Source organism: Sphingomonas sp. P4_D12, assembly GCF_056401895.1.
The window spans coordinates 102,909-128,865 of the sequence record NZ_JBFUIL010000006.1; the positions used below are offsets into that span (position 1 = coordinate 102,909).

Sequence of the window (25,957 nt, forward strand, 5' to 3'; positions counted from 1 at the left end):
GCTTACGGCTTGAACTCCGCGACGAGATCGTAGCGATCGCCGCGAAACAGCTGGCGCACGTGTGTGACGACCTGGCCGGCGCGCCAGGTCGTGCGGTCGAGCTCGAGGCAGGCGCCGCGCGGCCGCAGCCTCAAAGCCCTCGCCTCCGCTGTCGTCGCCTCGACCGCGCGGATTCGGTGGCGCGCGGCGGTCCAGGGGACGTGGTGGAGAAGCCAGGTGCCTGGAGCTTCGTCGGCGAAACTCTCCTGCGCGGCGTCGGGGACCGCGCCCAGCGCGATCAATCGGTGTTCGAGCGCGAAGGGTTCGCCGCCACCATGATGCACGCCTTCGACCAGCAAAGCTGGAAGCGGGACGTCTTCGGCGTGGTCGACGATGCAGCGATTGGTCAATTGCCAGCGATATTCCTCGCCTCGCGCGGCGATGACTTGCGCGAGATCGGGGACTTCGAGCACCGCCGAATGGACTTGAGGATACGCAACGAACGATCCGGCCTTGCGGCGGCGTTCGATCAGGCCGTCCTTGGCGAGACTGCCCAGCGCCTTGCTGACGGTCGCGCGGGCGCAGCCATAGGTCGCGACCAGCTCGTGTTCGAACGGGATGCGATGGCCGGGCTTCCATTCGCCCGAATGGATGCGTGCCTCGATATCGTGGCGGATGCGCGCCTCGACCGTCATGCCAGCAGAGCGGCGACCGTGCGGCGATAGCGGTCGGCGATCGTGTCGGCGGCGATGTGGCGGCCGTGGTCGACCAGCTTGCGACCCGCGCGCCAGACCGAATCGATCGCGCCCGGCCGCGCGGCGAAGATCCAGCGGTCGAGCAAGTCGCTGGCGGCACCGACCAAGGCGGGGTGCTGGAGGTCGAGCGAGACGATGTCGGCGGCGTTGCCCACAGCAATGCCGCTGGCCACGCCGAGCGCCTGCGCCCCGCCGGCCTGCGCCTTGGCGAACAGGGTCGCGCCGACCGAGGGCTCGGCCCCGTTGACGAGCAGAGCGCGCTTTCTGAGCGTCAGTCGCTGCGAATATTCGAGTCCGCGGAGTTCGCTCGCGGCGTCGACCAGGATGTTCGAATCGGTGCCGACACCGAACCGTCCGCCCGCCGCGAGGTAATCGACGGCGGGGAACACACCGTCGCCGAGATTGGCTTCGGTCGCCGGGCACAGGCCGGCGACCGCGCCGCTCGCCGCGAGACGCGCGGCCTCGTGTGCATCGACATGAGTCGAGTGGATCAGACACCAGCGCGCGTCGACATCGGCATGGTCGAGCAGCCACTCGACCGGTCGCGCGCCGCTCCAGGCGAGGCAGGCCTCGACCTCGCGAACCTGTTCGGCGGCGTGGATGTGGAGCGGACCGCCATCGGCCAGCGGCAGGATCGCGGCGAGTTCGTCGGGCGTGACCGCTCGAAGCGAGTGCGGCGCGATGCCGAGCACTGCATCGTCAGGCAATTTGGCTCGGCTTGCCTCGACCAATCGGGCGAATCCATCGACATCCGAGATGAAGCGGCGCTGGCCGGGCGCCGGCGGAGCGCCGCCGAAATCGGCATGCGCGTAGAAGACGGGCAGCAGCGTCAGCCCGATCCCGGTCGCTTCCGCCGCCGCGATGATCGCGCCAGCGGTCTCCGCCGGATCGGCGTAGCGTGCGCCATCAACGTTATTGTGCAGGTAATGGAACTCGCCGACGCGAGTGAAGCCGCCTTCGAGCATCTCGACATAGGCCTGGGCAGTGATCGCTTCGATGTCGTCGGGAGTCAGGCGGTCGAGGAAGCGATACATCACCTCGCGCCAGCTCCAGAAATCGTCGTCGGGCCGGCCGCGACGCTCGGACAGGCCCGCCATGCCGCGCTGGAAACCGTGACTGTGGACGTTGCATAGGCCGGGGAGCGCCGCGCCATGACGATGGTCGCCGGGCTCGGGCGCTGCGCCGGCATCGACCGCGAAAATGGTCGCGCCATCGATCGCTATGCGGACCTGTTGGGCCCAACCATCGGGCAGCAATGCGCGTTCGAACCAGAGTGTCGGCATTGGTCCTCCTGTCGATTATGTCTAGACATAATAATGGACGCGGGCAAGGATGGAGACATGGAGCGGACCTGGACCAATGCCCGACTCGCAACCATGGCCGGCAACGGGCTGGGCGTGATCGAGGATGGCGTGGTCGCCGCGCGCGATGGCGTGATCACTTATGCCGGCCCGCGCGCCGGTGCGCCCGTAGCGACCGGCGAGAGCGTGGATTGCGGCGGGCGCTGGATCACCCCGGGGCTGATCGATTGCCACACGCATTTGGTCCATGCCGGCGACCGCTCGGGCGAATGGGCGATGCGGCTCGACGGCGCGTCCTATGAGGAGATCGCGCGCGCCGGGGGCGGCATCGTGTCGACGATGCGCGCGACGCGGGCGACGAGCGAGGCCGATCTGGTCGCGATCGCGTTGCCGCGGCTGGATGCCTTGCTTGCCGAGGGCGTGACGACGATCGAGATCAAGTCGGGTTATGGCCTGACGGTCGCCGACGAACTCAAGATGCTGCGCGCCGCGCGGTCGCTGGGCGATCAACGCCGGGTGCGTGTCGCGACCACGTTGCTTGGCGCGCATGCGTTGCCTCCCGAATATGCCGGGCGGCCCGACGATTACGTCGCGCTGGTCACTGAGGAGATGATCCCCGCAGCGAACGGCCTCGCCGATGCGGTCGACGCTTTTTGCGAAGGGATCGGCTTCTCGCCCGAGCAGACCGGGCGCGTATTGGCGGCGGCGCGTCAGGCCGGCTTGTCGGTCAAGCTCCATGCCGAGCAATTGTCGGCGCTCCACGGCGCCAGCCTCGCCGCAAGCTTTGGCGCATTATCCGCCGATCACCTCGAATATGCCGATGAGGCCGACGCCAAGGCGATGGCGGCGGCGGGGACGGTTGCGGTGCTGCTGCCCGGCGCCTTCTATTTCATGCGCGAAACCAAATTGCCGCCGGTCGACCTGTTCCGCGCGCATCACGTGCCGATCGCGATCGCCACCGACTGCAATCCCGGCACCTCCCCGACCACTTCGCTGCTGCTGATGCTCAATATGGCGGCGACGCTGTTCCGGCTGACCGTGACCGAGGCGTTGCGCGGCGTGACGGTCAATGCCGCCCGCGCTTTGGGTCTCGCCGACACGATCGGCACGCTCGAACCCGGCAGGGCCTGCGACCTGGCGGTGTGGGACATCTCCGCGCCGGCGGAGCTGGTCTACCGGATCGGCTTCAATCCTCTCCATCTACGCGTGAAGGACGGCGAATGCTGCTGACTCCCGGTGCCGTCCCCTATTCGGCGTGGCAAGCGATCTATGAAGGTGCCGTGCCGGTGCTCGATCCCGTCTGCCGCCCGGCGATCGCCGAAAGCGCGGCGGCGGTGGGGCGCATCCTGGCGCGGCACGAGCCGATCTATGGCATCAATACCGGGTTCGGAAAGCTCGCCAGCGTCAGGATCGGCGACGAGGATCTGGCGAAGCTCCAGCGCAATATCGTGCTGAGCCATGCCGCCGGCGTCGGCGATCCGATGCCGGTGCCGATCGCGCGGCTGATGATGGCGCTGAAGCTCGCCAGCCTCGCGCGCGGCGCGTCGGGCGTGGCGCCGGCGACGGTCGAGTTGCTCGAAGCGATGCTGGCCAAAGGCCTGGTGCCGGTAGTGCCCGCGCAAGGATCGGTCGGCGCGTCGGGCGACCTCGCACCGCTCGCGCACATGACCGCGGCGATGATCGGGGTCGGCGAGATGTTTGTCGGCGACCAGCGCCTGCCCGCGACGGACGCACTGGTGCAGGCAGGGCTCGAGCCGCTCGAACTCGGCCCCAAGGAAGGGCTGGCGCTGCTCAACGGCACGCAGTTCTCGACTGCTTATGCGCTCGCCGCCTTGTTCGAGGCCGAGCGACTGTACCGCGTCGCGCTGGTCACCGGCATCCTGTCGACCGAGGCGGCCAAAGGCTCCGACGCGCCGTTCGACCGCCGCATCCATGCATTGCGTGGCCATCGCGGTCAGATCGAGACGGCGGACGCGCTGCGCCGGATAATGGAGGGGTCGGCGATCCGCGCCTCGCACCGCGAAGGCGATACGCGCGTCCAGGATCCTTATTGCCTGCGTTGCCAACCCCAGGTGATGGGTGCGGCGCTGACCATCTTGCGCCAGGCAGGTGAGACGCTGGTGACCGAAGCCAATGGCGTATCGGACAATCCGCTGATCTTCCCGGAAACCGACGAGGCTTTGTCGGGCGGCAATTTCCATGCCGAGCCGGTCGCCTTCGCCGCCGACATGATCGCGCTCGCCATTTGCGAGATCGGGAGTCTCGCCGAACGCCGCGTCGCGATGCTGGTCGATCCGGCCTTGTCGGGGCTACCGGCGTTCCTGACGCCGAAACCCGGGCTCAATTCGGGCTTCATGATCCCGCAAGTGACCGCCGCCGCCTTGGTGTCCGAGAATAAGCAACGCGCGACGCCCGCCAGCGTCGATTCGATCCCGACCTCGGCCAATCAGGAGGATCATGTCTCGATGGCGGCCCACGGCGCGCGGCGGCTGATCGAGATGGCGGCGAATGTCGACGCGGTGCTGGGGATCGAATTGCTCGCTGGCGTGCAGGGCTGCGATTTCCATACGCCGATGCTGTCGAGCGAGCCGGTCGAGCATGTGCGGCGGTTGCTGCGGGAACGCGTGCCGATGCTGACCGACGACCGGCACATGGCACCCGACATGGCGATCGCAACCGAGCTGGTGCGATCGAAGCGGTTGTTGGTGGCGGTGGGGGAATTGCCGGGAGTGGTGGGATGATCGGGCCCCGTCTCCTTACCCGTCACCCCGGCCTTGTGCCGGGGTCCACTGCGCAACCGAGCGCGAAGCTTGAGCCCCTTGTCCAGGGTTCGCGGCACGGTGGATCCCGGCACAAGGCCGGGATGACGTTGGGAGTTGGCGCGAGCGGAGGGCACACAGCATGACCTGGCTCCACGTCCAGCGCAGCGACTCCCCGCTGATCCTCGCCTTCCCCCATGGCGGAACTGAGATCCCAGACCTCCTGCTCCCTGATTTCCGCTCGCGCTGGTGGGCGGTCCGCGATGCGGACTGGCATATCCGCGCGCTGTACGACGGCCTCGCCGACGCGACGTTGATCTGGACCGACGTGTCGCGCAGCGTGATCGACTGCAATCGCGATCCCTCCGGCGCGTCGCTCTATCCCGGGCAGGCGACGACTGGCCTGTGCCCGACGGAGACGTTCGATGGCGAGCCGCTCTATCGCGACGGCGCCGCGCCCGAGGTCACGACGCGTCGCGATACCTGGTTCACGCCTTATCACGCCGCGATCGCGGCCGAGATCGCGCGCCTCCGCACTCTCCATCCGCGCGTCGTGCTGTACGACTGCCACTCGATCCGAAGCCACGTCCCACGGCTGTTCGACGGCGAGCTTCCCGAACTCAATATCGGCACCGACAACGGCGCGACGTGCGATCCGGCGCTGAGCGATGCGGTGGTCGCCGCCTGCGCCAGCCGCAACCACGTCCTCAACGGTCGCTTCCGCGGTGGCTGGACGACGCGCCATTACGGCCAGCCCGAGCAAGGCGTCCACGCGATCCAGATGGAGATCGCGATGCGCGCCTATCTCGACGAGCCGCAAGGCGAGCCCGACGAGAGCAACTGGCCGCCCGCTTACAATCCCGATTTCGCCGCCCCGCTGCGCGCCGACCTTGCGCACGTGCTCGCCGCCGCTCTTTCGTTCGCCAAGGACCAAGCATGACCCGCATCGACAATCAGCGTCACATCCAGGCCGCAACCGGCACCGAACTCTCGGCCAAATCCTGGCTGACCGAAGCGCCGCTGCGCATGTTGATGAACAATCTCGACGCGCGCGTGGCGGAGAATCCGCAGGAACTGGTCGTCTATGGCGGTATCGGTCGCGCCGCGCGCGACTGGGAAAGCTATGATGGCATCGTCGAGACGCTGCGCCGGCTGGAGGGCGACGAGACGCTGCTGATCCAGTCGGGCAAGCCGGTGGGCGTGTTCCGCACCCACGAGAACGCACCACGCGTGCTACTCGCCAATTCCAACCTCGTCCCGCATTGGGCGACCTGGGAGCATTTCGCCGAGCTCGATCGCGCCGGGCTGATGATGTACGGCCAGATGACCGCCGGGTCGTGGATCTATATCGGCACCCAGGGCATCGTTCAGGGCACCTATGAGACGTTCGTCGAAATGGGCCGCCAGCATTATGACGGCGACCTGACCGGCCGCTGGCTGCTGACCGCCGGGCTCGGCGGGATGGGCGGCGCGCAGCCGCTCGCGGCGGTGATGGCGGGCGCCTCGTGCCTGGCGATCGAATGCCAGCCGAGTCGGATCGAGATGCGGCTGGCGACCGGCTATCTCGACTATAAAGCGGACACGATCGAGGAAGCGATGGCGATCCTCGACCGCGCCAAGGCAGAGGGCAAGGCGGTCTCGGTCGGCCTGCTCGGCAACGCCGCCGAATTGCTGCCCGAAATGTTCCGCCGCGGCATCCGCCCCGATCTGCTGACCGACCAGACCTCGGCGCACGATCCGGTCAACGGCTATCTCCCCATCGGCTGGACGCTCGACCAATGGTTCGAGGGGCGCAAGCGCGATCCGGCAGGCGTGGCCAAGGCCGCCAAGGCATCGATGGCGGTCCATGTCCGCGCAATGCTCGATTTCCAGGCGGCGGGTGTGCCGACGGTCGATTATGGCAACAATATCCGCCAGGTTGCCAAGGACGAAGGCGTCGCCAACGCCTTCGATTTCCCCGGTTTCGTCCCCGCCTATATCCGCCCGCTGTTCTGCCGCGGCATCGGCCCGTTCCGCTGGGTCGCGCTGTCGGGCGATCCCGAGGATATCTACAAGACCGACGCCAAGGTGAAGGAGTTGCTGCCCGACAATGCGCCTCTCCACCGCTGGCTCGACATGGCGCGCGAGCGGATCCACTTTCAGGGCCTGCCCGCGCGGATTTGCTGGGTTGGCTTGGGCGACCGCCACCGGCTCGGCCTCGCGTTCAACGAGATGATGGCCAGCGGCGAATTGAAGGCACCGGTGGTGATCGGCCGCGACCATCTCGATTCGGGATCGGTCGCCAGCCCCAATCGCGAGACCGAGGCGATGCGGGACGGCTCCGATGCGGTCAGCGACTGGCCGCTGCTCAACGCGCTCCTCAACACCGCCAGCGGCGCGACCTGGGTGTCGCTCCACCATGGTGGCGGCGTGGGCATGGGCTATTCGCAGCACGCCGGCATGGTGATCGTCGCCGACGGCACGCCCGAGGCAGCGAAGCGGCTCGAGCGCGTATTGTGGAACGACCCCGCGACGGGCGTGATGCGCCATGCCGATGCCGGCTACGACATCGCGATCGACTGTGCGCGCGAGAAGGCGCTCGACTTGCCGAGCCTCGCTTAGGCGGGACATCGGAACGTCCCCGGCCACCAAGGCGTTCGTGCCCCTCGAAGGAGAGAAAGCATGAACGCCAAACTTAGCTTCGGTGCGATCGCGCTTATCGCGGCCCTCGGTGCCTGCTCGCAAAAGGCGCAGGACACGACCACCAATGCGGTGACCGATATCGGGTCCGACATCGGCAATACGACCAGTGGTGCGATCGACGCGGCGGGCAACGTCGCCGGCAATGCGCTCGATGCCGCCGGCAACGCGCTGAATCCCACGCCCAGCGGACAAGAATTCGCCGACAAGGCGGCCAAGAGCGACGCATTCGAGATCGCCGCGGCCAAGCTCGCCAAGACCAATGCCGAGTCGGCCGACGTCAAGACATTCGCCGCGACGATGATCGAGGCCCACACCGGCTCGACCGCCAAGATCAAGGCCGCCGCCGCCAAGGCGACCCCCGAGATCAAGCCCGATCCGGCCCTTACCAGCAACCTGCAGTCGAAACTCGACGATCTCGCCAAGCTCAAGGGCGCCGATTTCGACAAGGCCTATATCGACGGCCAGGTTTCGGCACACGAAGACGCCCTGTCCCTGATGAAAAACTATGCCGACAAGGGCGATACGCCGAGCCTGAAGGCAGCGGCGGGCGAGATTCTGCCCAAGGTGCGGGAGCACCTCGATATGGCGAAGAAGCTGAAGAAGTAGAGCTCATCAAGCCCCTGGAGGGGCTTAGAAGCCTAACTACTCGTCCGCTCGACCAGCGGCGCAAAGCGGGCGACTTGCCGCCCGATCAGGCACAATTGCTCGACCACTGCCGGGTCGGTCGCCCCGCCTTGGCCATCGAACTGCGTGACCTGGGTATTGATCGCCGCCGCGAACGGCGTCGGCCAGCCGCGTAGCGCGTGGACGATCGAGCGCAGCGCCGCGATCGTCGACCCCGTCGCTTGCCAGCCATAAGCGGTGGCGATCAGCCCTACCGGCATGTCGGCGAGGTAAGGTCGATCGTCCTTGGCGGTCTCCTCGAGCAAATCGAGCGCGTTCTTGACCACGCCCGACAGGCTGCCGTGATAGCCGGGACTGGCGATGATCACGCCGGAGGCCTTGCGCACCGCGTCGACGAACTCGCGTTCCTGCGAGGTCCGCGAGGTCGCACGCGGATCATAGAGCGGCAGCCGCGCCATATCCTCGCCGCCGAACAATCGGGTCGTGAATCCTTCGCGTTCGACCGCATCGAGCGCGATCCTGAGCGCGCGTTCGGTCGACGAAACCGCGCCGATCGTTCCTCCGATTCCGACGATCAACGGTTTGTCCGGCATCCCAACTCCTTCGCCACGCATTGTCCCGCGATAGCCTCCCTGCGCGCGATCTGCTACAGCGGCATTGCACGGCCTGTGTTATTCTAGTAATACGCCTGTTGGCCCCGTGGGCCGTGTGGAAGCAGTGGATGCGCGACGACCCCTTTGACGGCAACCGACGACCCGACCCCCGCTGGGGCGCGCATTCGGCCTATCCCGACGATTATCTGAGCCAGGCGGCAACGGCGGTTCCTCCACCCGATTCGACGGGCGGTACGGGCCAGCCTGAGCCCGGCTACACCACCAACCTGCCGGTCGTTCGCAAGAAGCGCCGTTGGGGCCGCATCATCGTGCGCGCGCTGGCCGCGTGCGTGGTACTGTTCGTGATCCTGGTCGGCTGGCTGGCGATCACCGCGCCGCTCTCCAAGTCGTTGCAGCCGCCTACCCCACCCTCGGTGACCTTGCTCGCCGCGGACGGCACGCCGATCGCGCGGCGGGGCGCAACGGTCGACAAACCCGTCGATGCGTCGAAATTGCCCAAATACGTGCCAGGCGCGTTCATCGCGATCGAGGACCGCCGCTTCTATTCGCATTGGGGCGTCGATCCCTGGGGTATCATGCGCGCGATGGCGCACAATGTGATGGCCGGCGGCGTGCGCGAAGGCGGCAGCACGATCACCCAACAGCTGGCCAAGAACGCCTTTCTCGATTCGGATCGCACCGCCGGGCGCAAACTGCGCGAGGCGCTGATCGCCTTCTGGCTCGAAGCGTGGCTGTCGAAGAACGAGATCCTGTCGCGCTATCTGTCCAACGTCTATTTCGGCGACAACGTCTATGGCCTGCGCGCCGCCTCGCTCCATTATTTCAACGTCGAACCCGAGCAGTTGAGCGTCAGCCAGGCGGCGATGCTGGCGGGGCTGGTCAAGGCGCCGTCCAAGCTGGCGCCGACCGGCAATCTGCGGGGCGCTCAGGATCGGGAGAAGGTAGTGCTCGGCGCGATGGTCGCCGCCGGCGTCCTGACCAAGGATCAGGCCGATGTGCGGCTGGCTTCGGTCCGCGTACGGCCGGTCAAGGAATTGCCCGACGGCACCTATTTCGCCGACTGGGTCCTGCCAGAGGCGCGCGATACGCAAGGCGATCTCAGCCAGGAAACCAGGGTCGTCACCACGCTCGAACCTCGCTTGCAAAAGGCTGCCGAGCGCGCGGTCAGGCGCGCGGGCCTGCGCCAGGCACAAGTCGCGATCGTCGCGATGCGCCCCGACGGCCGCGTCGTCGCGATGGTCGGCGGCAAGGATTACAAGACCAGCCCGTTCAACCGCGCGACGCAAGCGCGCCGCCAGCCCGGATCGACCTTCAAATTGTTCGTTTACCTGGCGGCGATGCGCGCGGGGATGACTCCCGACGACATGGTCGAGGACGAACCCATCACGATCGGCGGCTGGAGCCCCAAGAACAGCGACGGCCGCTACGAAGGCCAGATCACGCTGCGCCGCGCCTTCCAGAAATCGAGCAATGTCGCTGCCGCGCGGTTGATCCAGAAGGTCGGCATCGACAACGTCATCAAGGCGGCGCGCGACCTCGGCATCTCGACTCCGATCGCTCACGACGCGTCGATCGCGCTCGGCACCTCGACCGGGTCGCTACTCGAACTGACCAGTGCGTTCGCGGCGATCGCCGGCGACGGCTATCCGGTCAGCGCGCGCGGCATCGAGGCGACCGAGGGCAAGGCCTGGTATTCGAACATCGTCGGCGGCCCGCGCTCGCTCGGCGGCAATATCCGCGACGAAATGCTCGACCTGCTGTCGTCCTCGACCGACGGGGGCACCGGACGGCAGGCGGCTTTGTCGGTCCCGACCTATGGCAAGACCGGGACCACGCAGGACAATCGCGACGCCTTGTTCGTCGGCTTCGCCAAGGACCTTGTGGTCGGCGTGTGGGTCGGCAATGACGACAATACCCCCAATGCCGGCCTGTCGGGCGGCGGCATTCCGGCGCGGGTATGGAAGGACTTCATGCAGAACGCGCTGGGCATCGCCCCGCCGCCACCGCCGGCCGTCCCGGCCACGGTCGACGACAATGCGACCGATGGCGACGAGGACGGCACGACGATCGACCCCGGCACCGGCCCGCTTCCGGTCGAGGGCAATATCTCGGGGCTCGGCGTCAACCTCCAGGTCAAGCGCGATGGCACCTTGCGGCTTTCGCCGGCGCCTGACCCCGGCGACCGCCCGCCGCGGCCGCCCAATGAGGATGATGGCGAGCATTAAGCTCTAGCTCGACCTCTTGTTTCCCCTCTCCCGCGTGCGGGAGAGGGAGGGGCCCGCCGCGCAGCGGTGGGAGGGTGAGGGTCTTCTTTCTTCTTCGATCGACGCGATGAGAAAGAAGAAGAAAGAAGACCCTCACCCAACCCTCTCCCGCCAGCGGGAGAGGGCTAGGAGGATATTTCCCTCTTCCCTCTCGCCCCCGCATGAAAGATGGAGCCACTATGCGCTTCTTCTCCGACAATGCCGCCCCGGCCTGCCCCGCGGTGATCGATGCGATCGCCGCCGCCAATGTCCTCGACACCGCTTATGACGGCGACCGCTGGTCGAAACAGCTGAACGGGCGCTTTTCCGACCTGTTCGGAACGCAGGTGGAGGTGTTGTGGACACCCTCGGGCACCTCGGCCAATTGCCTCGCGCTGGCGGCGCTCTGCCAGCCGCACGGCGCGGTCATCTGTCACCGTGAGGCGCATATCAACAATGACGAGGCGGGAGCGCCGGGCTTCTACCTCCACGGCGCCAAATTGCTGCTGGCCGAGGGGCCGGGCGCCAAGGTGACGCCGGACGCGGTCAAGGGGGTGCTCGCCGGCATCCGCAACGACGTCCACCAGGTCCAGGCGCATGCGCTATCGATCACCAACGCGACCGAATACGGCCTCAGCTACACGCCCGATGAAGTCGCCGCACTGGGTGACCTCGCCAAGGCGCGCGGGCTCGGCTTCCATATGGACGGCGCGCGCTTCGCCAATGCCGTGGTGCATTCGGGCGCCGATCTCGCCGATTTGACCTGGCGCGCCGGGGTTGATGCGCTGAGCTTCGGGTTCATCAAGAATGGCGGGATGACCGCCGATGCATTGGTGTTCTTCAAGCCCGAGCTGGCCACGGCGACCCATTATCGCCGCAAGCGCGCGGGGTTGCTCGCGTCGAAAGGGCGCTACCTGGCGGCGCAGATCCTGGCTATGCTCGACAATGACGTGTGGCTGAAGAATGCGCTTGCCGCCAATGCCGGCGCTGCGCTGCTGGCGCGCGCGGCGGGTGACCGACTGGTCTATCCGGTCGAAGCGAACGAGGTGTTCCTGCGCGCGACACCGGCGGAAGCGGCGAGTTTGCGTGCTCTGGGCTTCGACTTCTACGACTGGGCGCCCGGCGAAGTGCGACTGGTCACCTGCTGGGACCAGGCCGAGGACGCGATCCGCCCGCTGGCGGACGCGATCGCGGCTTTGCCGTAATTCCCTCTCCCGCTTGCGGGAGAGGGAGGGGCCCGCGAAGCGGGAGGGTGAGGGTCTTCTTTCTTCTTTTGAGTGCTCTTTTTTAGTGCTCTCGCTTGGAAGAAGAAAGAAGACCCTCACCCAAACCCTCTCCCGCAAGCGGGAGAGGGCCTAAAAAAAGGCGGTCGTCCATAGACTCACCTTTTCATCCGACAAGCAGAAGCCGGGTTGTTACGCCCACACACCACGGTAGAGCGGAATCGTGCTCCAGCCGCCCCAAGCCAAGCCCCGCTCCACCACGCTCAGCGTGCTGGTACCGTTCGGCATCGTCACCCTGATCTGGGGATCGACCTGGCTGGTGATCCGCGATCAATTGGGCGTGGTGCCGCCGAGCTGGTCGGTAACCTATCGCTTTCTGGTCGCCGGCATCTGCATGGCCGGCTGGGCGCTGTGGAAGCACGAGAGCTGGCGGCTGGGCGCGCGCGGTTATGGCTTCGCGGCTTTGCTCGGGCTGCTCCAATTCTCCGGTAATTTCAATTTCGTCTATCGCGCCGAACAGCACGTCACCTCGGGCCTGGTGTCGGTGGTGTTCGCGATGCTGCTGATCCCCAATGCGCTGTTCGGCCGCGTCTTTCTCGGTCAGAAGCTCGGCCGCCAGCTGATGATCGGATCGGCGATCGCGATGGCGGGCGTCATCCTGCTGTTCGTGCGCGAAGCGCGAGTCGATCCGCATGGACCGGGCCAGGTGCTCGCCGGGATCGGCTTCACTTTGTGCGCGATCCTGTGTGCGTCGACCGCCAACGTCATGCAGGCGACGCCGACCGCAGCACGCTACCCGATGGGCACCACTGTCGCGGTCGCGATGCTCGCGGGCGCGGCGATTGATGCGATATTTGCCTATGCCACCACCGGCGCGCCGGTGATCGAGCATCGCGCCATCTATTGGGTCGGCACGCTCTATCTCGGCATCTTCGCCTCGGCGCTCGCTTTCCCGCTCTATTTCGGGGTGATCCGCACGATCGGCCCGGCCAAGGCGGCCTATTCGAGCGTGATCGTGCCGGTCATCGCGATGATGCTGTCGACCCTGTTCGAAGGCTATCGCTGGTCGGGGCTGGCGATCGGCGGCGCCGCGCTGGCCGCATTCGGGCTGGTCGTCGCCCTCAGGGCCAGAAGGCCCAATCGCTAAACCAGAGCGCGCAGGCCCAACCGATAGTCGGCATAGACCGGCCGCCAGCCCAGCACGCGTTTCGCTTTCAGGTTCGACACCCGCCGGTTCTCGGCGTGGAAGGCGCGCGCTTCGGGCGTCAGCGCATCGAGCGGGACGATCGGCGGCGGATCGATGCCGAGCAACCCCGCGGCGAACTCAATCACCGCATCCTGGCTCTCCGGCATGTCGTCGGACAGATTATAGGCACCGGGCGGCGCGTCGAACCCGGCGATCACGCCGGCGGCGAGATCGTCGACATGGATGCGGCTGAACACTTGCCCGGCGATCCCGGTCCGATGCGCCCGCCCGCTCCGCACGCGATCGAGCGGCGAACGGCCGGGCCCATAGATGCCCGGCAGGCGGAACACCCGCGCGCCGAGCGACAGCCAATCGGCATCCGCGCGGTTACGGGCCTGACGCCGCCCCACGATCGGCGCGCTTTCGTCGACCCAGGCCCCGCCGGCATCGCCATAGACGCCGGTCGAGGAGAGATAGCCGAGCCACTTGCCGCCATCCGCCAGCGCCGCGCCGTAGCGTGCGAGCACGGGGTCGACCGCGTCGGGCGGCACCGAGGATAGGATATGCGTCGCGCGATCGATCGCCGCGATCACGCCGTCGCGATCGTCGAAATCGAGATTGCCCGCGCTTCCGGTGGCGGCGACCTCCCAGTCGTGGAGCCGGACGGCAACGACGCTCGCCGCATAGCCCAATCCAAAGATCAGAAGGTTACTTCGCACCATAACCGCCGAAATACACCCCGAAATAATCGCCCTTGTTCCAGCGCGGCCGTTCGTCGCTATCGGCGATCTCGCGCGCGATCGTGTAATTGACCGTCACGAAGCGCACGCCCTGCGCCCAATCGAGCGGCTGCGACAGGTCGTCCGAAGGTTGGTGATAATGATTGGCCATGAAGTCGTCCCAGGCCGCCTTGCCCGCCCCCTTCTCGCCCGGCCACAGAAAGACCGAGGGAATGCCCTTCTGCACAAAACGGAAATGGTCGGAGCGCACGAAGATGCCCTGCTCCGGCATCGGGTCGGGCGACATCGATACGCCGACCGACCCCGCCGCGCGCTCGACGATCGGCCCCAACGTCGAGCGCTGCGCCCCGAACACCACCATGTCCTCGAAGGGATAGGTGATCAGCGGCATGTCGAGATTGACGTCGGCGACGATCGACTTGAGCGGCACGGTCGGGTTGTTGGCGAAATAGTCCGAGCCGATCAGGCCCTTTTCCTCGGCGGTCACCGCCAGGAACAGGATCGTTCGCCGCGGCGGCTTGCCCGACGCGACGAACCGCTTCGCCTCTTCGATCAGGCTGGCGATGCCGATGGCGTTATCCTCGGCGCCATTGTTGATCGTGTCGCCGGTCTTGTCGGGGGCACCGACGCCGATATGGTCAAGGTGCGCCGACAGGATGACGACTTCATCCTGCAACTTGGGGTCGCTTCCGGGCAGGACGCCGATCACGTTCGACGACGGCATCGGTCGCGTCTCGGTCTTGATCGCGACCGACAAGGTACCGTTGAGCGCGACCGGCTTGAACGCTGCATCGTCACTGTCCGCTGCCTTGCGTATCTGATCCCAGCCGATCCTGGCGCCGGCGAACATCTTCGCAGCGGCGCCCGTAGACAAGGTCCCCAGCACCGGCACGCCCTCGGCGCCGCCGGTGCTCTTGCCGTTGGACCAGGTCACCCGTTCGCGGTCCCAGGACCGCGCCAGCGCCGCGATCGGGAAATTGCCGCGCCCGCCGCGCGGGCTTTCGATCTGGACCGCGCCGATCGCGCCATGGTCGGCGGCGATCCGCGCCTTGGTCGCCGCACTCGAGAAGAAGGCTCTTTCTTCGCCGTCATATTTGGTCGGCGCGCCGCTGACAAAAGCGACGATCTTTCCCTTCACATCGACGCCGCGATAATCGTCGCGTTTGTAATCGGGCGCGACGATGCCGTAGCCGACGAAGACGATCGACGCGTTGACGCTGGTCTCCGCCTTGGCGGCATTGGCCGAGGGCACGAAATCCTCGCCGAACACGAGCGTCTGTGGTTTCCCGCCGGACGGCGTCCAGACGAAATTGCCCTTGTCGGCCAGCTTGACGCCGATCAGCGGCACCTTCTGAAGATAGCCGCCATCATCGCCCCCAGGGCGCAGCCCGGCGGCGTAGAATTGCGCCGCGACATATTGCGCGGCGATGTCGAATTCGGCGCTACCCGCTTCCCGCCCGCGCATCGCGTCGGACGCCAGGAACATGACATGGGCTTTCATCGCCGCCTGGTCGGCGGGAAGCGGCGCATTGACCCGCTCGTTGATCGACCTGGCGCTCTCCTTTTTCGGAGTCGGGATGCCCGGAACCTTCCCGGTCTGCGCCAGCGCAGTCCCGGCGGCGAGCGTCAATGCGACCGCGCCGATCAGTCTCAACATGGCTTTCCTCTTGGCTGTCCCTGTCGCGGCGCGTAGCAGACCGATGAAACTTGGCAACGCTGCGTGATGTTTACGATAAAGCCAGGCCAACGAGAACGAACGAGAACAGAATGATCGACGCCCAATCCGCCCTTGCCAACCCAGTCGTGACGCGCCGCGAGGATTACAGCGCGCCCGATTGGCTGGTCCCGGACATCGCGCTCGATTTCGAGCTCGATCCGGCGACGACGCGGGTCAAGGCGGCGCTCGATGTGACGCGCAGCGGCGATCACGATCGCCCGCTCCGGCTCGATGGCGACGGGCAGGTGCCGCTGTCGGTCAGCGTCGACGGCAATCCGCACAATGACTGGCGGATGGACGGGTCGGACCTGGTCATCGACCTTCCCGCCGGCAAACACCGGGTCGAGACCGAGGTCGAGATCCATCCCGACCGCAATACCCAGCTGATGGGGCTCTACGCGTCGGGCGGCAATCTGTGCACGCAATGCGAGGCGGAAGGGTTTCGCCGCATCACCTTCTTTCCCGACCGGCCCGATGTGCTCGCGCGCTATTCGGTCAGGATGACGGCGGACAAGAATCGCTTCCCGATCCTGCTCGCCAATGGCGATCCGATCGCCTCGGGCGATCTCGACCCCGAAGAAGGGAAAGCGACCCGCCACTGGGCCGAATGGCGCGACCCTTTTCCCAAGCCGAGCTATCTGTTCGCGATGGTCGCGGGCAACCTTGCCGCCAATCGCGCGACCTTCACTACCATGTCGGGGCGCACGGTCGAGCTCGGCATCTGGGTGCGCGAACGCGATCTGGCCAAGACCCAGCATGCGCTCGACGCGCTGCAACTGGCGATGGCGTGGGACGAGAAGGTCTATGGCCGCGAATATGATCTCGACGTGTTCAACATCGTCGCGGTCGACGATTTCAATTTCGGCGCGATGGAGAATAAGGGGCTGAACATCTTCAACAGCCGCTACATCCTGGCCGACCCCGACACCGCGACCGATTACGATTACGACGCCATCGCCGCGGTCGTCGCGCACGAATATTTCCACAATTGGTCGGGCAACCGCGTCACCTGCCGCGACTGGTTCCAGCTCAGCCTGAAGGAAGGCTTCACCGTCTTTCGCGACCAGAGCTTCTCGGCCGACCAGGGATCGGCGGCAGTCAAAAGGATCGAGGATGTGCGCGGCCTGCGCGCCAGCCAGTTCCCCGAGGATAATGGCCCGCTGGCGCATCCGGTTCGCCCGGAAAGCTATATCGAGATCTCCAACTTCTACACCGCGACGATCTACAACAAGGGTGCGGAGCTGATCCGAATGATGGCGACGATCCTGGGCAAGGATCGCTTCCGCCGCGCCACCGACCTCTATTTCGACCGCTTCGACGGGACGGCCGCGACCTGCGAAGATTTCGTCCGCTGCATGGAAGAAGGCGGCGACATCGACCTGACCCAGTTCCGCTTATGGTATTCGCAGGCGGGAACGCCGCGTGTCTCCGCCGCGCTCGATCACGATGCGGGATCGGGCCGCGCCACCTTGCGCCTCGCGCAACACACGCCGCCCACGCCCGGCCAGTCGGTCAAGGAACCCATGGTCCTGCCGCTCAAGCTCAAGCTGTTCGGCAGCGCGACTGGCGCGGCGCTGGGTCAAGAGCAACTCTACTTGCTCGATCAGCCGACCAGCGAGATCGTGTTCGACGGCGTGAGCGAAGCGCCGGTGCTGTCGATCAACCGCAGCTTCTCCGCGCCGGTCATCATCGACAGCGACCGTTCGGCGCGCGACCTTGCGTTCCTCTCGGCGCACGACGACGACTCGTTCGCGCGCTACGAAGCGATGCAACAGCTGATGCTCGATACGTTGGTGACCGCGACGCAGCTCGGCCGCGCCGATCATGGCCCGCTGATCGAGGCGGTGCGCCGCACGCTCGAGGATGAGGCGCTCGACCATGCCTTTGTCGCGGAAGCGGTGTTACTCCCGTCGGACAGCTTCATCGGCGACCAGCTCGAGCGGGTCGATCCCGAGGCGGTGTTTCGCGCGCGCGAGGCGCTGCGCCGCGACCTGGGCAAGACGCTCGCACCCTTATGGCGCCAAGCCTATGTCGATGCCTCGACCGGCGCCCCGTTCGTCTATTCGCCCGCCGCCAAGGCCGATCGCCGGATGCGCACCGTCGCTCTCGGCTATATCGCCGCCTCGGGCGCCGACGATGCCGCCGATGTGGCGTTCGCCCAGTTCGAGACAGCGGACAATATGACCGACCGCCAGGGTGCGCTGACCACGCTCGCCAACGGCATGTCGGACAAGCGGATCGCCGCGCTCGACATCTTCTACAATCGCTATTCGACCGACGCGCTGGTGCTCGACAAATGGTTCCAGACCCAGGCGCTGTCGTCGCGCGACGACACCCCGGCGACGGTCGAGGAACTGGCGCGGCATCCCGACTTCACGCTGGCCAATCCCAACCGCGCGCGCTCGCTGGTCGGCGCGTTCAGCGTCAACCAGCGCGCGTTCCACGCCGCGGGCGGCGCGGGCTATCGCTTCCTGGCGGACAATCTGATCGCGCTCGACCGGCTCAATCCGCAGACCGCCGCCAAGCTGCTGCCGCCGCTGGGTCGCTGGCGCCGGTTCGACGAGACTCGCGCGGCACTGATGAAGGCGGAGCTGGAGCGGATTTTGGCGACGCCGGGCCTGTCGAAGGATCTGTTCGAGCAGGCGTCGAAGAGTTTGGAGGGGTAGTGCCAAATAAACCCTCCCCCCTTGTGGGAGAGGGATACGGAGACTTGGGTCCGTCAGGACCCTAGTCGTAGTTGGGAGAGGGGAAGCGGTCGCGACGCGACCGCGGGGGGGCCCCCCCCCCCCGCGGAGCTTCGCTCCGCTTCCCCTCACCAAGCTACGCTAGCGAGCAAGCTCGCAAGCTTCGCTATCAGTTCGAGGTCGGCCATGCCCCCGGCATGGCCTAAACAGCGCGGGGCGCTGTTTACCTCGAACTCCCACAAGGGGAGAGGATTTAATGGCTAAAACAACCGCCCGCCGTTGGGCACCGGCTCGCTCGGCCCGATCAGCACCACCTTGCCGCCCGAATCCGGAAACCCCAGCGTCAGCACCTCCGACCTCATCGGCCCGATCTGGCGCGGCGAAAAATTGACCACGGCGGCGACCTGGCGGCCGATCAGATCCTCCAGCGCATAATGTTCGGTGATCTGCGCCGACGAGCGCTTGGTTCCGATCGGATCGCCGAAATCGATCGTCAGCTTGAACGCCGGCTTGCGCGCCTCGGGGAAGGGCTCGGCGGCGATGATCGTGCCGACGCGGATGTCGACCTTGAGGAAATCGTCGAAGGCGATCGTCTCGGCCGCCGGCGCGGCGCTGTTGTGGGTGACGTGCATCAGAAATTCACATCATGATAATGCGGCGAGGCGGGAATGCCTTCCATCCGCTCGCTCAACAGAGGGCGGAAGCTCGGGCGGCTCTTCATGCCACCATACCAGCGCGCGGTCTGTTCGTGATTCTTCCAGTCGATCCCGCCGAGATAGTCGGCGACCGAGATCTGCGCCGCGGCCGCCAGATCGGCGAGGCTGAGCGTCGCGCCGCCCATCCAATTATGCCGATCGAGTAGGTAGTCGGTGTAATCGAGATATTCGACCGCCGACTTCATCGCCTCGCGCAGCACGCGCGCGTCGGGGCTCGCCTTGGTGACGATGCGCTTGAGCATGCGCTCGCCCAGCAGTCGCTCGGTCACGTCGCGGAAGAAGAAGGTGTCGAACCAAGTCGCCAGGCGGCGGATCTCGGCGCGCTGGATCGCGGTGCCGTTGATCATCTGCGCCTTATCGACCGTCTCCTCGAAATATTCGCAGATGACCAGCGAATCGATCAGCCGGATATCGCGCTGCGCATCGGTGATCACCGGCGTCTGTCCCGCCGGGTTCATGTCGATGAACTCGTCGCGCCGCTCCCACGGATTCTCGCGCACCAATGTATAGCCGACCCCCTTCTCCCCGAGGAGCAGCCGGACCTTGCGCGAGAAGGGGCAGAGCGGGAATTGAAGGAGTTGCCACATCCTACCGCTGTTATAAGCTGGCGACGGGCGGGGGAAGATGGCTTGGCAGACTATTCGTTCGACGATCGCTTCGAGACCGTCGCAATCACCTGGAGCCAACCCGAAGCCGCGGTGATGCTGTCGATGTTCGACTTCTACGGCATCCCGGCGTTTGCACTCGGGCGCCGGCATGTTTCGGCACAGGGTCCGATCCTGACCGCGCTGCAGGGTATCCAGATACGCGTCGCCCTGGGGTCCCTGAATGAGGCACTCGACCTGCTCGCCGAAGTCGCCGAGCGGCCCGCGGCGGTTCGACCCTACGCGTTCGGACTGCCCGGATTGTATCGCATCATCGTCATTCTGGCGTTGCTTGCGGCTGGCTGAGCCTCATCGATCCCTCTCCTTATGTTGGAGAAGGGTAGCCGATACCCATCGTTCGACAAGCCCGACAGCAACGCCATCAGGTCACCATATTCGGTTTTCCGAGTGGGTCAGTTAGGGTTGGTCGTCCCCAGCACCCGGCGAATGCGCTCGGTCGTCGCCTTGAGCTCGTCCGACATCGCCACCGCGGCGCCTGCGGTCCGGCCGGCCGCGACCACCGTCTGCTTGGCGTTACGGTGAATCTCGTTGCGGTAATCGGGATTGCGGCGCGCCGCCATGCTGTCGAGCGTGTCGCTGGGACGGATGCTCGAATCGGGCGCGATCGCGGCCATTGGGCCGACTCGCGTCTGCATCACTGCATCGGTCAGCGCGTCGATCAGTCCGACGACGCCATTCTGCACCATCGGGTTGTTGAGCGCATTGGCCGCCGCGCGCGCGTCCATCTGCGGCGGCGGGGCATCGCGATCTTGCGCGATCGCCGGAGTCGCGGCGAAAGCGAGGACGGGAAGCAGCATATAGTTACGCATGACACATCACCCGAGAAACGACCGGTGAGTCGCCTTATAGCACCGATCGCCCCTTCAACGCTACTCTGCGGCCTGGAGTTCCTCGCTGTCGTCGAGCGCGTGCGGTAATCGCTCGAGCATCTCCTTCGGGATAACTTGCCAGAACTTGGTGCGCGCGCGATCCCAATCGTCGAGAATCCCTTGCGACCAATTGCTGTCGGTCGCTGCGGCATGCGCGCGGACCAGGTTCTTGAGCACCGCTTCCCAATGCGCCGAAGCCAGCCGCTGCCAGATGATCGAGTCGCCATTGGCGCGCCGCTCGAAGCTGGCGCCGGCGTCGTAGACGAACGCCATCCCGCCGGTCATGCCGGCACCGAAATTGGCCCCGACCGCGCCGAGCACGACCGCGATGCCGCCGGTCATATATTCGCAGCCATTGGCGCCGCAGCCCTCGACGACGACACTCGCTCCCGAATTGCGCACCGCGAACCGCTCGCCGGCCTGCCCCGCCGCGAACAACCGCCCGCTGGTCGCGCCATAGAGCACGGTGTTGCCGATGATGGTGTTTTCCTGGCTCGCCAGCGGCGAAGAGACGACCGGGCGAACAACGATCGTGCCGCCCGACAGCCCCTTGCCGACATAGTCGTTGGCGTCACCGAACACTTCCAACGTGATGCCCTTGCACAGGAACGCGCCGAGACTCTGCCCGGCCGAGCCGCGCAACCGCACGGTAACATGGCCGTCGGCGAGTTTGTCCATCCCGAAGGTACGCGTGATCTCGCTGGAGAGACGCGTCCCGACCGCGCGGTGCGTGTTGCGCACCGAATAGGTCAGCTGCATCTTCTCGCCGCGCGAGAAGACATGCGCCGCATCCTTGATCATCTGCGCGTCGAGGCTGTCGGGCACTTCGTTGCGCCAGGTCTGCAGGCTGAACCGGCGCTGGTCCTCATCGGCATCGACCTTGGCCAGGATCGGGTTGAGGTCGAGATCGTCGAGATGCTCGGCACCGCGGCTGACCTGGCGTAGCAATTCGGTGCGACCGATGATCTCGTCGAGGCTGCGCACGCCGAGCCGGGCCAGGATGTCGCGCACTTCCTCGGCGATGAAGGTCATCAGGTTGATGACCTTTTCCGGGCTTCCGGTGAACTTGTCGCGCAGCTTGGCATCCTGGGTGCAGACGCCGACCGGGCAGGTGTTGGAATGGCATTGCCGCACCATGATGCAGCCCATCGCGACCAGGCTGAGCGTGCCGATGCCGAATTCCTCGGCGCCCAGGATCGCGGCGATGACGATGTCGCGTCCGGTCTTGAGCCCGCCATCGGTGCGCAGCTTCACGCGACCGCGCAAGCCGTTGAGCGTCAGCGTCTGGTTGACTTCCGACAGGCCCATTTCCCACGGCGTGCCGGCATATTTGATGCTGGTCTGAGGCGACGCGCCGGTGCCGCCGACATGGCCCGAGACCAGGATGACGTCGGCATGCGCCTTGGCGACACCGGCCGCAACCGTGCCGATCCCCGCCGAGCTGACCAGCTTCACGCACACCCGCGCGCGCGGATTGATCTGCTTCAGATCGTAGATCAGCTGCGCCAGATCCTCGATCGAATAGATGTCGTGATGTGGCGGCGGGCTGATCAGGGTCACGCCCGGCGTGGCGTGGCGCAATTTGGCGATGAATTCGGTGACCTTGAAGCCGGGCAACTGCCCGCCCTCGCCCGGCTTGGCGCCCTGGGCGACCTTGATCTCGATCTCGTCGCAGGCATTGAGATATTCGGCCGTCACGCCGAACCGGCCCGAGGCGATCTGCTTGACGCCCGAATTGGCGTTGTCGCCATTCTCGTACGGCTGGTAGCGGAGCTTGTCTTCGCCGCCTTCGCCCGACACCGCCTTGGCGCCGATCCGGTTCATCGCGATCGCCAGCGTCTCGTGCGCTTCGGGCGACAGCGCGCCCAGGCTCATGCCCGGCGTGACGAAGCGCTTGCGGATCTCGGTGATCGGCTCGACCTGGTCGACCGCGATCCCTTCGTCGGGGAAATTGAACTGGAGCAGGTCGCGCAGATAGACCGGCGGCAGGTCGGAAACCCCGCGCGAGAATTTCTGATAGGTCGAATAGCTGTCGGTCCCCACCGCGGTCTGCAACAAGTGCATCAGCTGCGCCGAATAAGCGTGCGTCTCGCCGCCATAGCGCTGGCGGTAGAAGCCGCCGATCGGCAACGTCGCCACACCGGTGTCGAACGCCTGCTGATGGCGCAGTTCGGCATTGAGGTGGAGCGAGGCATAACCCTCGCCCGAAATCTTGGCCGGCATCCCCGGGAACAGGTCGGCGACCAGGCTGCGCGACAGACCGACGGCTTCGAAATTATAGCCGCCGCGATAGCTGGAGATCACCGCGATCCCCATCTTGGACATGATCTTGAGCAGGCCTTCCTCGACTGCCTTGCGATGATTGCCGAGGCACTTGTCGAGGCTCTGCTCGCCGAACAGGTCGCGCGCATGACGATCGGCGATCGCCGCTTCGGACAGATAGGCATAGACCGTGGTCGCGCCGACCCCGATCAGCACCGCATAATAATGCGTGTCGAGGCATTCGGCGGTCTCGATATTGACCGAGCAATAGGAGCGCAGGCCCCGGCGGACGAGGTGCGTGTGCACCGCCGCCGCCGCCAGCACGCCGGCGATCGCGACCTTGTCCGGGCCGATCGCGCGGTCGGACAGGAAGATTTCGCTCTTTCCCTCGCGCACGGCTTGCTCGGCCTGGTTGCGGATGCGCTGGATCGCGGTGCGCAGCGCATCGGGTCCCCCGCCCGAGGGAAAAGTGCAGTCGATTTCAGCGGTCTGGCTGCCGAAATGCGCCTTGAGCTTGGCCCAGTCGGCGCCGGTCAGCACCGGACTTTCGAGCACCAGCACGCGGTCCCGCCGCACGCCGGTGTCGAGAATGTTGGCCAAGTTGCCGAACCGCGTCTTGAGCGACATCACGTGACGCTCGCGCAGACTGTCGATCGGCGGGTTGGTGACCTGCGAGAAATTCTGGCGGAAGAACTGGCTGATCAGTCGCGGCTTGTCCGAGATGACCGCAAGCGGCGTATCGTCGCCCATCGATCCGATCGCTTCCTTGGCGGTCTCGACCATCGGCGACAGGATCAACTCCATGTCTTCCAGCGTCTGGCCGGCAGCGACCTGGCGCCGCAGCAGCTCGGCGCGGTCGAAACGGGTGACCGTTTCGCCCTTGGGCGCCGGAAGTTCATCGACGGTCAGGAACTCGCCGATCATCGTGGCGTAATCGTGCTCGTCGGCGATGCGATCCTTGACCTCGCGGTCGTGGAGCAGGCGTCCTTGCTCGAGATCGACCGCAATCATCTGGCCCGGTCCGAGCCGGCCCTTTTCGACGATCATCGTTTCGGGCACGACGACCATGCCCGCTTCCGACCCGACGATCAGCAGCCCGTCGGAAGTCTGGGTATAGCGCAACGGCCGGAGCGCATTGCGGTCCATGCCGGCGACCGCCCAGCGGCCGTCGGTCATCGCCAGCGCGGCGGGGCCGTCCCACGGCTCCATCACCGAGCCGAGATATTTGAACATGTCGAGATGCTTCTTCGGCATCTCGCCCTTCGGCCCCCATGCCTCGGGCACCAGCATCAGCTTGGCGGTCGGTGCGTCGCGGCCGGAGCGGCAGATCGCCTCGAACACCGCGTCGAGCGCGGCGGTATCCGACGCGCCCGCCGGGATCACCGGCTTGATGTCTTCCGACGCTTCGCCGAACGCGTTCGCCGCCATCTTGATCTCGTGGCTGAGCATCCAGTTCTTGTTGCCGCGGATCGTGTTGATCTCGCCATTGTGCGCGAGGCAGCGGAACGGCTGCGCCAGCCACCATTGCGGGAAGGTGTTGGTCGAATAACGCTGATGGAAGATCGCGACGCGGCTCTCAAACCGCGGGTCCTTGAGGTCGGGGTAGAAGACCGACAGGCTCTCGGCGAGGAACAGCCCCTTATAGACGATCGAGCGGCAGCTCAGCGAACAGATGTAGAAGCCGTTGATCTGCGCGGCGATGACGCGCTTTTCGATGCGGCGGCGAACGAGATACAGATCCTTCTCGAACTCCTCGGCCGATTGCGTGCCCGGCAAGGGGCCGGCGATCATGATCTGCTCGATTTCGGGCCGCGTTTCCTGCGCCTTGCGGCCGATCACCGACACGTCGACCGGCACCTGGCGCCAGCCATAGATCGAATAGCCCGCCTCGATGATCACGCTTTCGACGATCGTGCGGCACGATTCCTGCGCGCCGAGATCGGTACGCGGCAGGAAGATCATGCCGACCGCGAGCTGGTTGTCGGCGACCTTGTGCCCCGACGCCTGGATCGCCTCGTCGAAGAATTTGTGCGGCAAGTCGACATGGAGCCCGGCGCCGTCGCCGGTCTTGCCATCGGCATCGACCGCGCCGCGGTGCCACACCGCCTTCAGCGCATCGATCGCCGACTGCACGACCCGGCGCGACGGCTGGCCGTCGGTCGCGGCGACAAGGCCGACGCCACAGGCATCGGATTCGAATTCGGGACGGTACATCCCCTCGGCAGCGAGGCGGGCGCGTTGATCGGTCATTGCGCTGTCTTTCTCTTTGGGGACGGCAGATCCTTGGTCGCCGCCTCGACCTTGGCCATGATCGTCGGCATCCGCTCGATCATCTTCGGTGCGAAAGCCTGCATCGCCTTCATCATGTCCGGACCCATCATCAGCGTCATCGATTCGCGCGCGTATATCTGGCCGGTCGGAGTCTGAAAGAAGGTGTGGAGGTCATTGAGCTGGGCGACGGTAAATCGCCGTGCATAGGCATTCGCAAACGCGACTCGCACGTCGGGCTCGACCTCGTTCATCAGGGCGGTCATTTCACCCATCATGACGTTCATCGACCGGCGCATACGCTCCTCGAAAAAGGGATCGTCCTCAGCCAAGACTTGGCGAAACGTCTTGCCTGTCGATTTATCGGGGCCGTCCGCCTTCAATCCCTTGGCGAACGTGTCTGCAGGCATGTCGTACATGCTGGCCATCGTCCCGTTCACCATCTGGTCCATGACCGCCCGCATGATGCGCTCGTAGGTCCCCAGCGGCCAGACCTGGTCGATAACCTGTCGCGCAGCCGCCAGCCGCGCGGGGTCGACCGGTCCGAGGTCGGCCGGGCCAGCTACAGGCGAAGATGCTGCCGACGGCACGCTTTGCGCAGACGCCGGTGCGGCGAGGAGCATTGTCGCGATGGTGAAAAGGGGTGCCCTAATCATGGCAGTTTCCCCCG

At 66.0% G+C, this 25,957-nt stretch carries 20 protein-coding genes; 10 read left to right on the plus strand and 10 right to left on the minus strand.

Annotated elements, in window-relative coordinates; genetic code table 11:
* Nucleotides 1–2 precede the first annotated feature (2 nt).
* Entirely contained in the window at nucleotides 3–674 is a 672-nt protein-coding gene (locus AC1DSD_RS13085) for a UTRA domain-containing protein (RefSeq protein ID WP_478030632.1), read from the minus strand.
* Nucleotides 671–2,017, minus strand: coding sequence for a formimidoylglutamate deiminase (locus AC1DSD_RS13090; protein WP_478030633.1), 1,347 nt, complete (start codon nucleotides 2,015–2,017; stop codon nucleotides 671–673). Before AC1DSD_RS13090 ends, AC1DSD_RS13085 begins: the two co-directional genes overlap by 4 nt.
* A gap of 57 nt (nucleotides 2,018–2,074) precedes the next feature.
* On the opposite strand from AC1DSD_RS13090, the gene hutI reads away from it, so the two are divergent.
* The 5 genes from hutI (at nucleotide 2,075) to AC1DSD_RS13115 (ending at nucleotide 8,082) form a co-directional block, all read left to right on the plus strand.
* Nucleotides 2,075–3,265 (plus strand): imidazolonepropionase, encoded by a 1,191-nt coding sequence (gene hutI, locus AC1DSD_RS13095; RefSeq protein WP_478030635.1) that lies wholly within the window; start codon nucleotides 2,075–2,077, stop codon nucleotides 3,263–3,265.
* Nucleotides 3,256–4,776 (plus strand): histidine ammonia-lyase, encoded by a 1,521-nt coding sequence (gene hutH, locus AC1DSD_RS13100; RefSeq protein WP_478030636.1) that lies wholly within the window; start codon nucleotides 3,256–3,258, stop codon nucleotides 4,774–4,776. Before hutI ends, hutH begins: the two co-directional genes overlap by 10 nt.
* A gap of 160 nt (nucleotides 4,777–4,936) precedes the next feature.
* Nucleotides 4,937–5,734 carry an N-formylglutamate deformylase gene (gene hutG, locus AC1DSD_RS13105; RefSeq protein WP_478030638.1) on the plus strand — a complete coding sequence of 266 codons (798 nt, stop codon included), beginning with the start codon at nucleotides 4,937–4,939 and terminating at the stop codon, nucleotides 5,732–5,734.
* On the plus strand, nucleotides 5,731–7,395 hold the full coding sequence (hutU, locus tag AC1DSD_RS13110) for a urocanate hydratase (RefSeq protein WP_478030640.1): 1,665 nt from the start codon (nucleotides 5,731–5,733) through the stop codon (nucleotides 7,393–7,395). The genes hutG and hutU overlap by 4 nt, the downstream gene beginning before the upstream one ends.
* 60 nt (nucleotides 7,396–7,455) lie before the next feature.
* Nucleotides 7,456–8,082 (plus strand): DUF4142 domain-containing protein, encoded by a 627-nt coding sequence (locus AC1DSD_RS13115; RefSeq protein ID WP_478030641.1) that lies wholly within the window; start codon nucleotides 7,456–7,458, stop codon nucleotides 8,080–8,082.
* Between the two features lie 32 nt (nucleotides 8,083–8,114).
* Here the strand turns inward: AC1DSD_RS13115 and AC1DSD_RS13120 are convergent, their stop codons facing one another.
* A complete protein-coding gene (locus AC1DSD_RS13120) occupies nucleotides 8,115–8,693 on the minus strand; it encodes an NADPH-dependent FMN reductase (protein ID WP_478030643.1) in 579 nt (192 codons plus the stop codon).
* 128 nt (nucleotides 8,694–8,821) lie between these two features.
* Between AC1DSD_RS13120 and AC1DSD_RS13125 the strand changes: the two genes are divergently transcribed.
* The 3 genes from AC1DSD_RS13125 to AC1DSD_RS13135 all read left to right on the plus strand — a co-directional run bounded on the left by AC1DSD_RS13125 (nucleotide 8,822) and on the right by AC1DSD_RS13135 (nucleotide 13,327).
* The gene (locus AC1DSD_RS13125) at nucleotides 8,822–10,939 is read left to right on the plus strand and encodes a transglycosylase domain-containing protein (RefSeq protein ID WP_478030645.1); all 2,118 of its coding nucleotides are present in this window, start codon (nucleotides 8,822–8,824) and stop codon (nucleotides 10,937–10,939) included.
* Between the two features lie 218 nt (nucleotides 10,940–11,157).
* Nucleotides 11,158–12,162 (plus strand): threonine aldolase family protein, encoded by a 1,005-nt coding sequence (locus AC1DSD_RS13130; protein WP_478030647.1) that lies wholly within the window; start codon nucleotides 11,158–11,160, stop codon nucleotides 12,160–12,162.
* A 241-nt stretch (nucleotides 12,163–12,403) separates the two neighbouring features.
* Complete coding sequence (locus tag AC1DSD_RS13135; RefSeq protein ID WP_478030648.1) at nucleotides 12,404–13,327, plus strand: DMT family transporter; 924 nt, start codon at nucleotides 12,404–12,406, stop codon at nucleotides 13,325–13,327.
* Here AC1DSD_RS13135 and AC1DSD_RS13140 read toward each other — a convergent pair.
* Nucleotides 13,324–14,085, minus strand: coding sequence for a Rossmann-fold NAD(P)-binding domain-containing protein (locus tag AC1DSD_RS13140; protein ID WP_478030649.1), 762 nt, complete (start codon nucleotides 14,083–14,085; stop codon nucleotides 13,324–13,326). The two genes, AC1DSD_RS13135 and AC1DSD_RS13140, sit on opposite strands and share 4 nt — an antisense overlap.
* A complete protein-coding gene (locus AC1DSD_RS13145; RefSeq protein WP_478030650.1) occupies nucleotides 14,075–15,763 on the minus strand; it encodes a M28 family metallopeptidase in 1,689 nt (562 codons plus the stop codon). The genes AC1DSD_RS13140 and AC1DSD_RS13145 overlap by 11 nt, the downstream gene beginning before the upstream one ends.
* Nucleotides 15,764–15,873: 110 nt before the next feature.
* On the opposite strand from AC1DSD_RS13145, the gene pepN reads away from it, so the two are divergent.
* Nucleotides 15,874–18,489, plus strand: coding sequence for an aminopeptidase N (gene pepN, locus AC1DSD_RS13150; RefSeq protein WP_478030652.1), 2,616 nt, complete (start codon nucleotides 15,874–15,876; stop codon nucleotides 18,487–18,489).
* Between the two features lie 278 nt (nucleotides 18,490–18,767).
* Here the strand turns inward: pepN and AC1DSD_RS13155 are convergent, their stop codons facing one another.
* Both AC1DSD_RS13155 and AC1DSD_RS13160 read right to left on the minus strand, forming a co-directional pair.
* On the minus strand, nucleotides 18,768–19,139 hold the full coding sequence (locus AC1DSD_RS13155; RefSeq protein ID WP_478030654.1) for a tRNA-binding protein: 372 nt from the start codon (nucleotides 19,137–19,139) through the stop codon (nucleotides 18,768–18,770).
* A complete protein-coding gene (locus AC1DSD_RS13160) occupies nucleotides 19,139–19,810 on the minus strand; it encodes a glutathione S-transferase family protein (RefSeq protein ID WP_066804026.1) in 672 nt (223 codons plus the stop codon). Before AC1DSD_RS13160 ends, AC1DSD_RS13155 begins: the two co-directional genes overlap by 1 nt.
* Nucleotides 19,811–19,852: 42 nt before the next feature.
* Here AC1DSD_RS13160 and AC1DSD_RS13165 point away from each other — a divergent pair, with 42 nt between their 5' ends.
* On the plus strand, nucleotides 19,853–20,173 hold the full coding sequence (locus tag AC1DSD_RS13165) for a hypothetical protein (protein WP_478030656.1): 321 nt from the start codon (nucleotides 19,853–19,855) through the stop codon (nucleotides 20,171–20,173).
* 107 nt (nucleotides 20,174–20,280) lie between these two features.
* Here the strand turns inward: AC1DSD_RS13165 and AC1DSD_RS13170 are convergent, their stop codons facing one another.
* Genes AC1DSD_RS13170 through AC1DSD_RS13180 form a run of 3 tightly spaced genes read right to left on the minus strand, consistent with a single transcriptional unit; the run spans nucleotide 20,281 to nucleotide 25,943 of the window.
* Nucleotides 20,281–20,697, minus strand: a complete 417-nt coding sequence (locus AC1DSD_RS13170) for a hypothetical protein (RefSeq protein ID WP_478030657.1) — start codon at nucleotides 20,695–20,697, stop codon at nucleotides 20,281–20,283.
* A 60-nt stretch (nucleotides 20,698–20,757) separates the two neighbouring features.
* On the minus strand, nucleotides 20,758–25,269 hold the full coding sequence (gene gltB / locus AC1DSD_RS13175; protein ID WP_478030659.1) for a glutamate synthase large subunit: 4,512 nt from the start codon (nucleotides 25,267–25,269) through the stop codon (nucleotides 20,758–20,760).
* A complete protein-coding gene (locus AC1DSD_RS13180; protein ID WP_478030661.1) occupies nucleotides 25,266–25,943 on the minus strand; it encodes a DUF2059 domain-containing protein in 678 nt (225 codons plus the stop codon). Before AC1DSD_RS13180 ends, gltB begins: the two co-directional genes overlap by 4 nt.
* Nucleotides 25,944–25,957: the final 14 nt, after the last annotated feature.

Coding starts and splice junctions, on each gene's coding strand:
- AC1DSD_RS13120 (WP_478030643.1), bottom strand. CDS start 8,693: ATGCCGGACAAACCGTTGATCGTCGGAATCGGAGGAACGATCGGCGCG.
- AC1DSD_RS13130 (WP_478030647.1), top strand. CDS start 11,158: ATGCGCTTCTTCTCCGACAATGCCGCCCCGGCCTGCCCCGCGGTGATC.
- hutG (WP_478030638.1), top strand. CDS start 4,937: ATGACCTGGCTCCACGTCCAGCGCAGCGACTCCCCGCTGATCCTCGCC.
- AC1DSD_RS13160 (WP_066804026.1), bottom strand. CDS start 19,810: ATGTGGCAACTCCTTCAATTCCCGCTCTGCCCCTTCTCGCGCAAGGTC.
- AC1DSD_RS13085 (WP_478030632.1), bottom strand. CDS start 674: ATGACGGTCGAGGCGCGCATCCGCCACGATATCGAGGCACGCATCCAT.
- hutU (WP_478030640.1), top strand. CDS start 5,731: ATGACCCGCATCGACAATCAGCGTCACATCCAGGCCGCAACCGGCACC.
- AC1DSD_RS13090 (WP_478030633.1), bottom strand. CDS start 2,017: ATGCCGACACTCTGGTTCGAACGCGCATTGCTGCCCGATGGTTGGGCC.
- AC1DSD_RS13180 (WP_478030661.1), bottom strand. CDS start 25,943: ATGATTAGGGCACCCCTTTTCACCATCGCGACAATGCTCCTCGCCGCA.
- AC1DSD_RS13115 (WP_478030641.1), top strand. CDS start 7,456: ATGAACGCCAAACTTAGCTTCGGTGCGATCGCGCTTATCGCGGCCCTC.
- pepN (WP_478030652.1), top strand. CDS start 15,874: ATGATCGACGCCCAATCCGCCCTTGCCAACCCAGTCGTGACGCGCCGC.
- AC1DSD_RS13125 (WP_478030645.1), top strand. CDS start 8,822: ATGCGCGACGACCCCTTTGACGGCAACCGACGACCCGACCCCCGCTGG.
- hutI (WP_478030635.1), top strand. CDS start 2,075: ATGGAGCGGACCTGGACCAATGCCCGACTCGCAACCATGGCCGGCAAC.
- hutH (WP_478030636.1), top strand. CDS start 3,256: ATGCTGCTGACTCCCGGTGCCGTCCCCTATTCGGCGTGGCAAGCGATC.
- gltB (WP_478030659.1), bottom strand. CDS start 25,269: ATGACCGATCAACGCGCCCGCCTCGCTGCCGAGGGGATGTACCGTCCC.
- AC1DSD_RS13170 (WP_478030657.1), bottom strand. CDS start 20,697: ATGCGTAACTATATGCTGCTTCCCGTCCTCGCTTTCGCCGCGACTCCG.
- AC1DSD_RS13155 (WP_478030654.1), bottom strand. CDS start 19,139: ATGCACGTCACCCACAACAGCGCCGCGCCGGCGGCCGAGACGATCGCC.
- AC1DSD_RS13145 (WP_478030650.1), bottom strand. CDS start 15,763: ATGTTGAGACTGATCGGCGCGGTCGCATTGACGCTCGCCGCCGGGACT.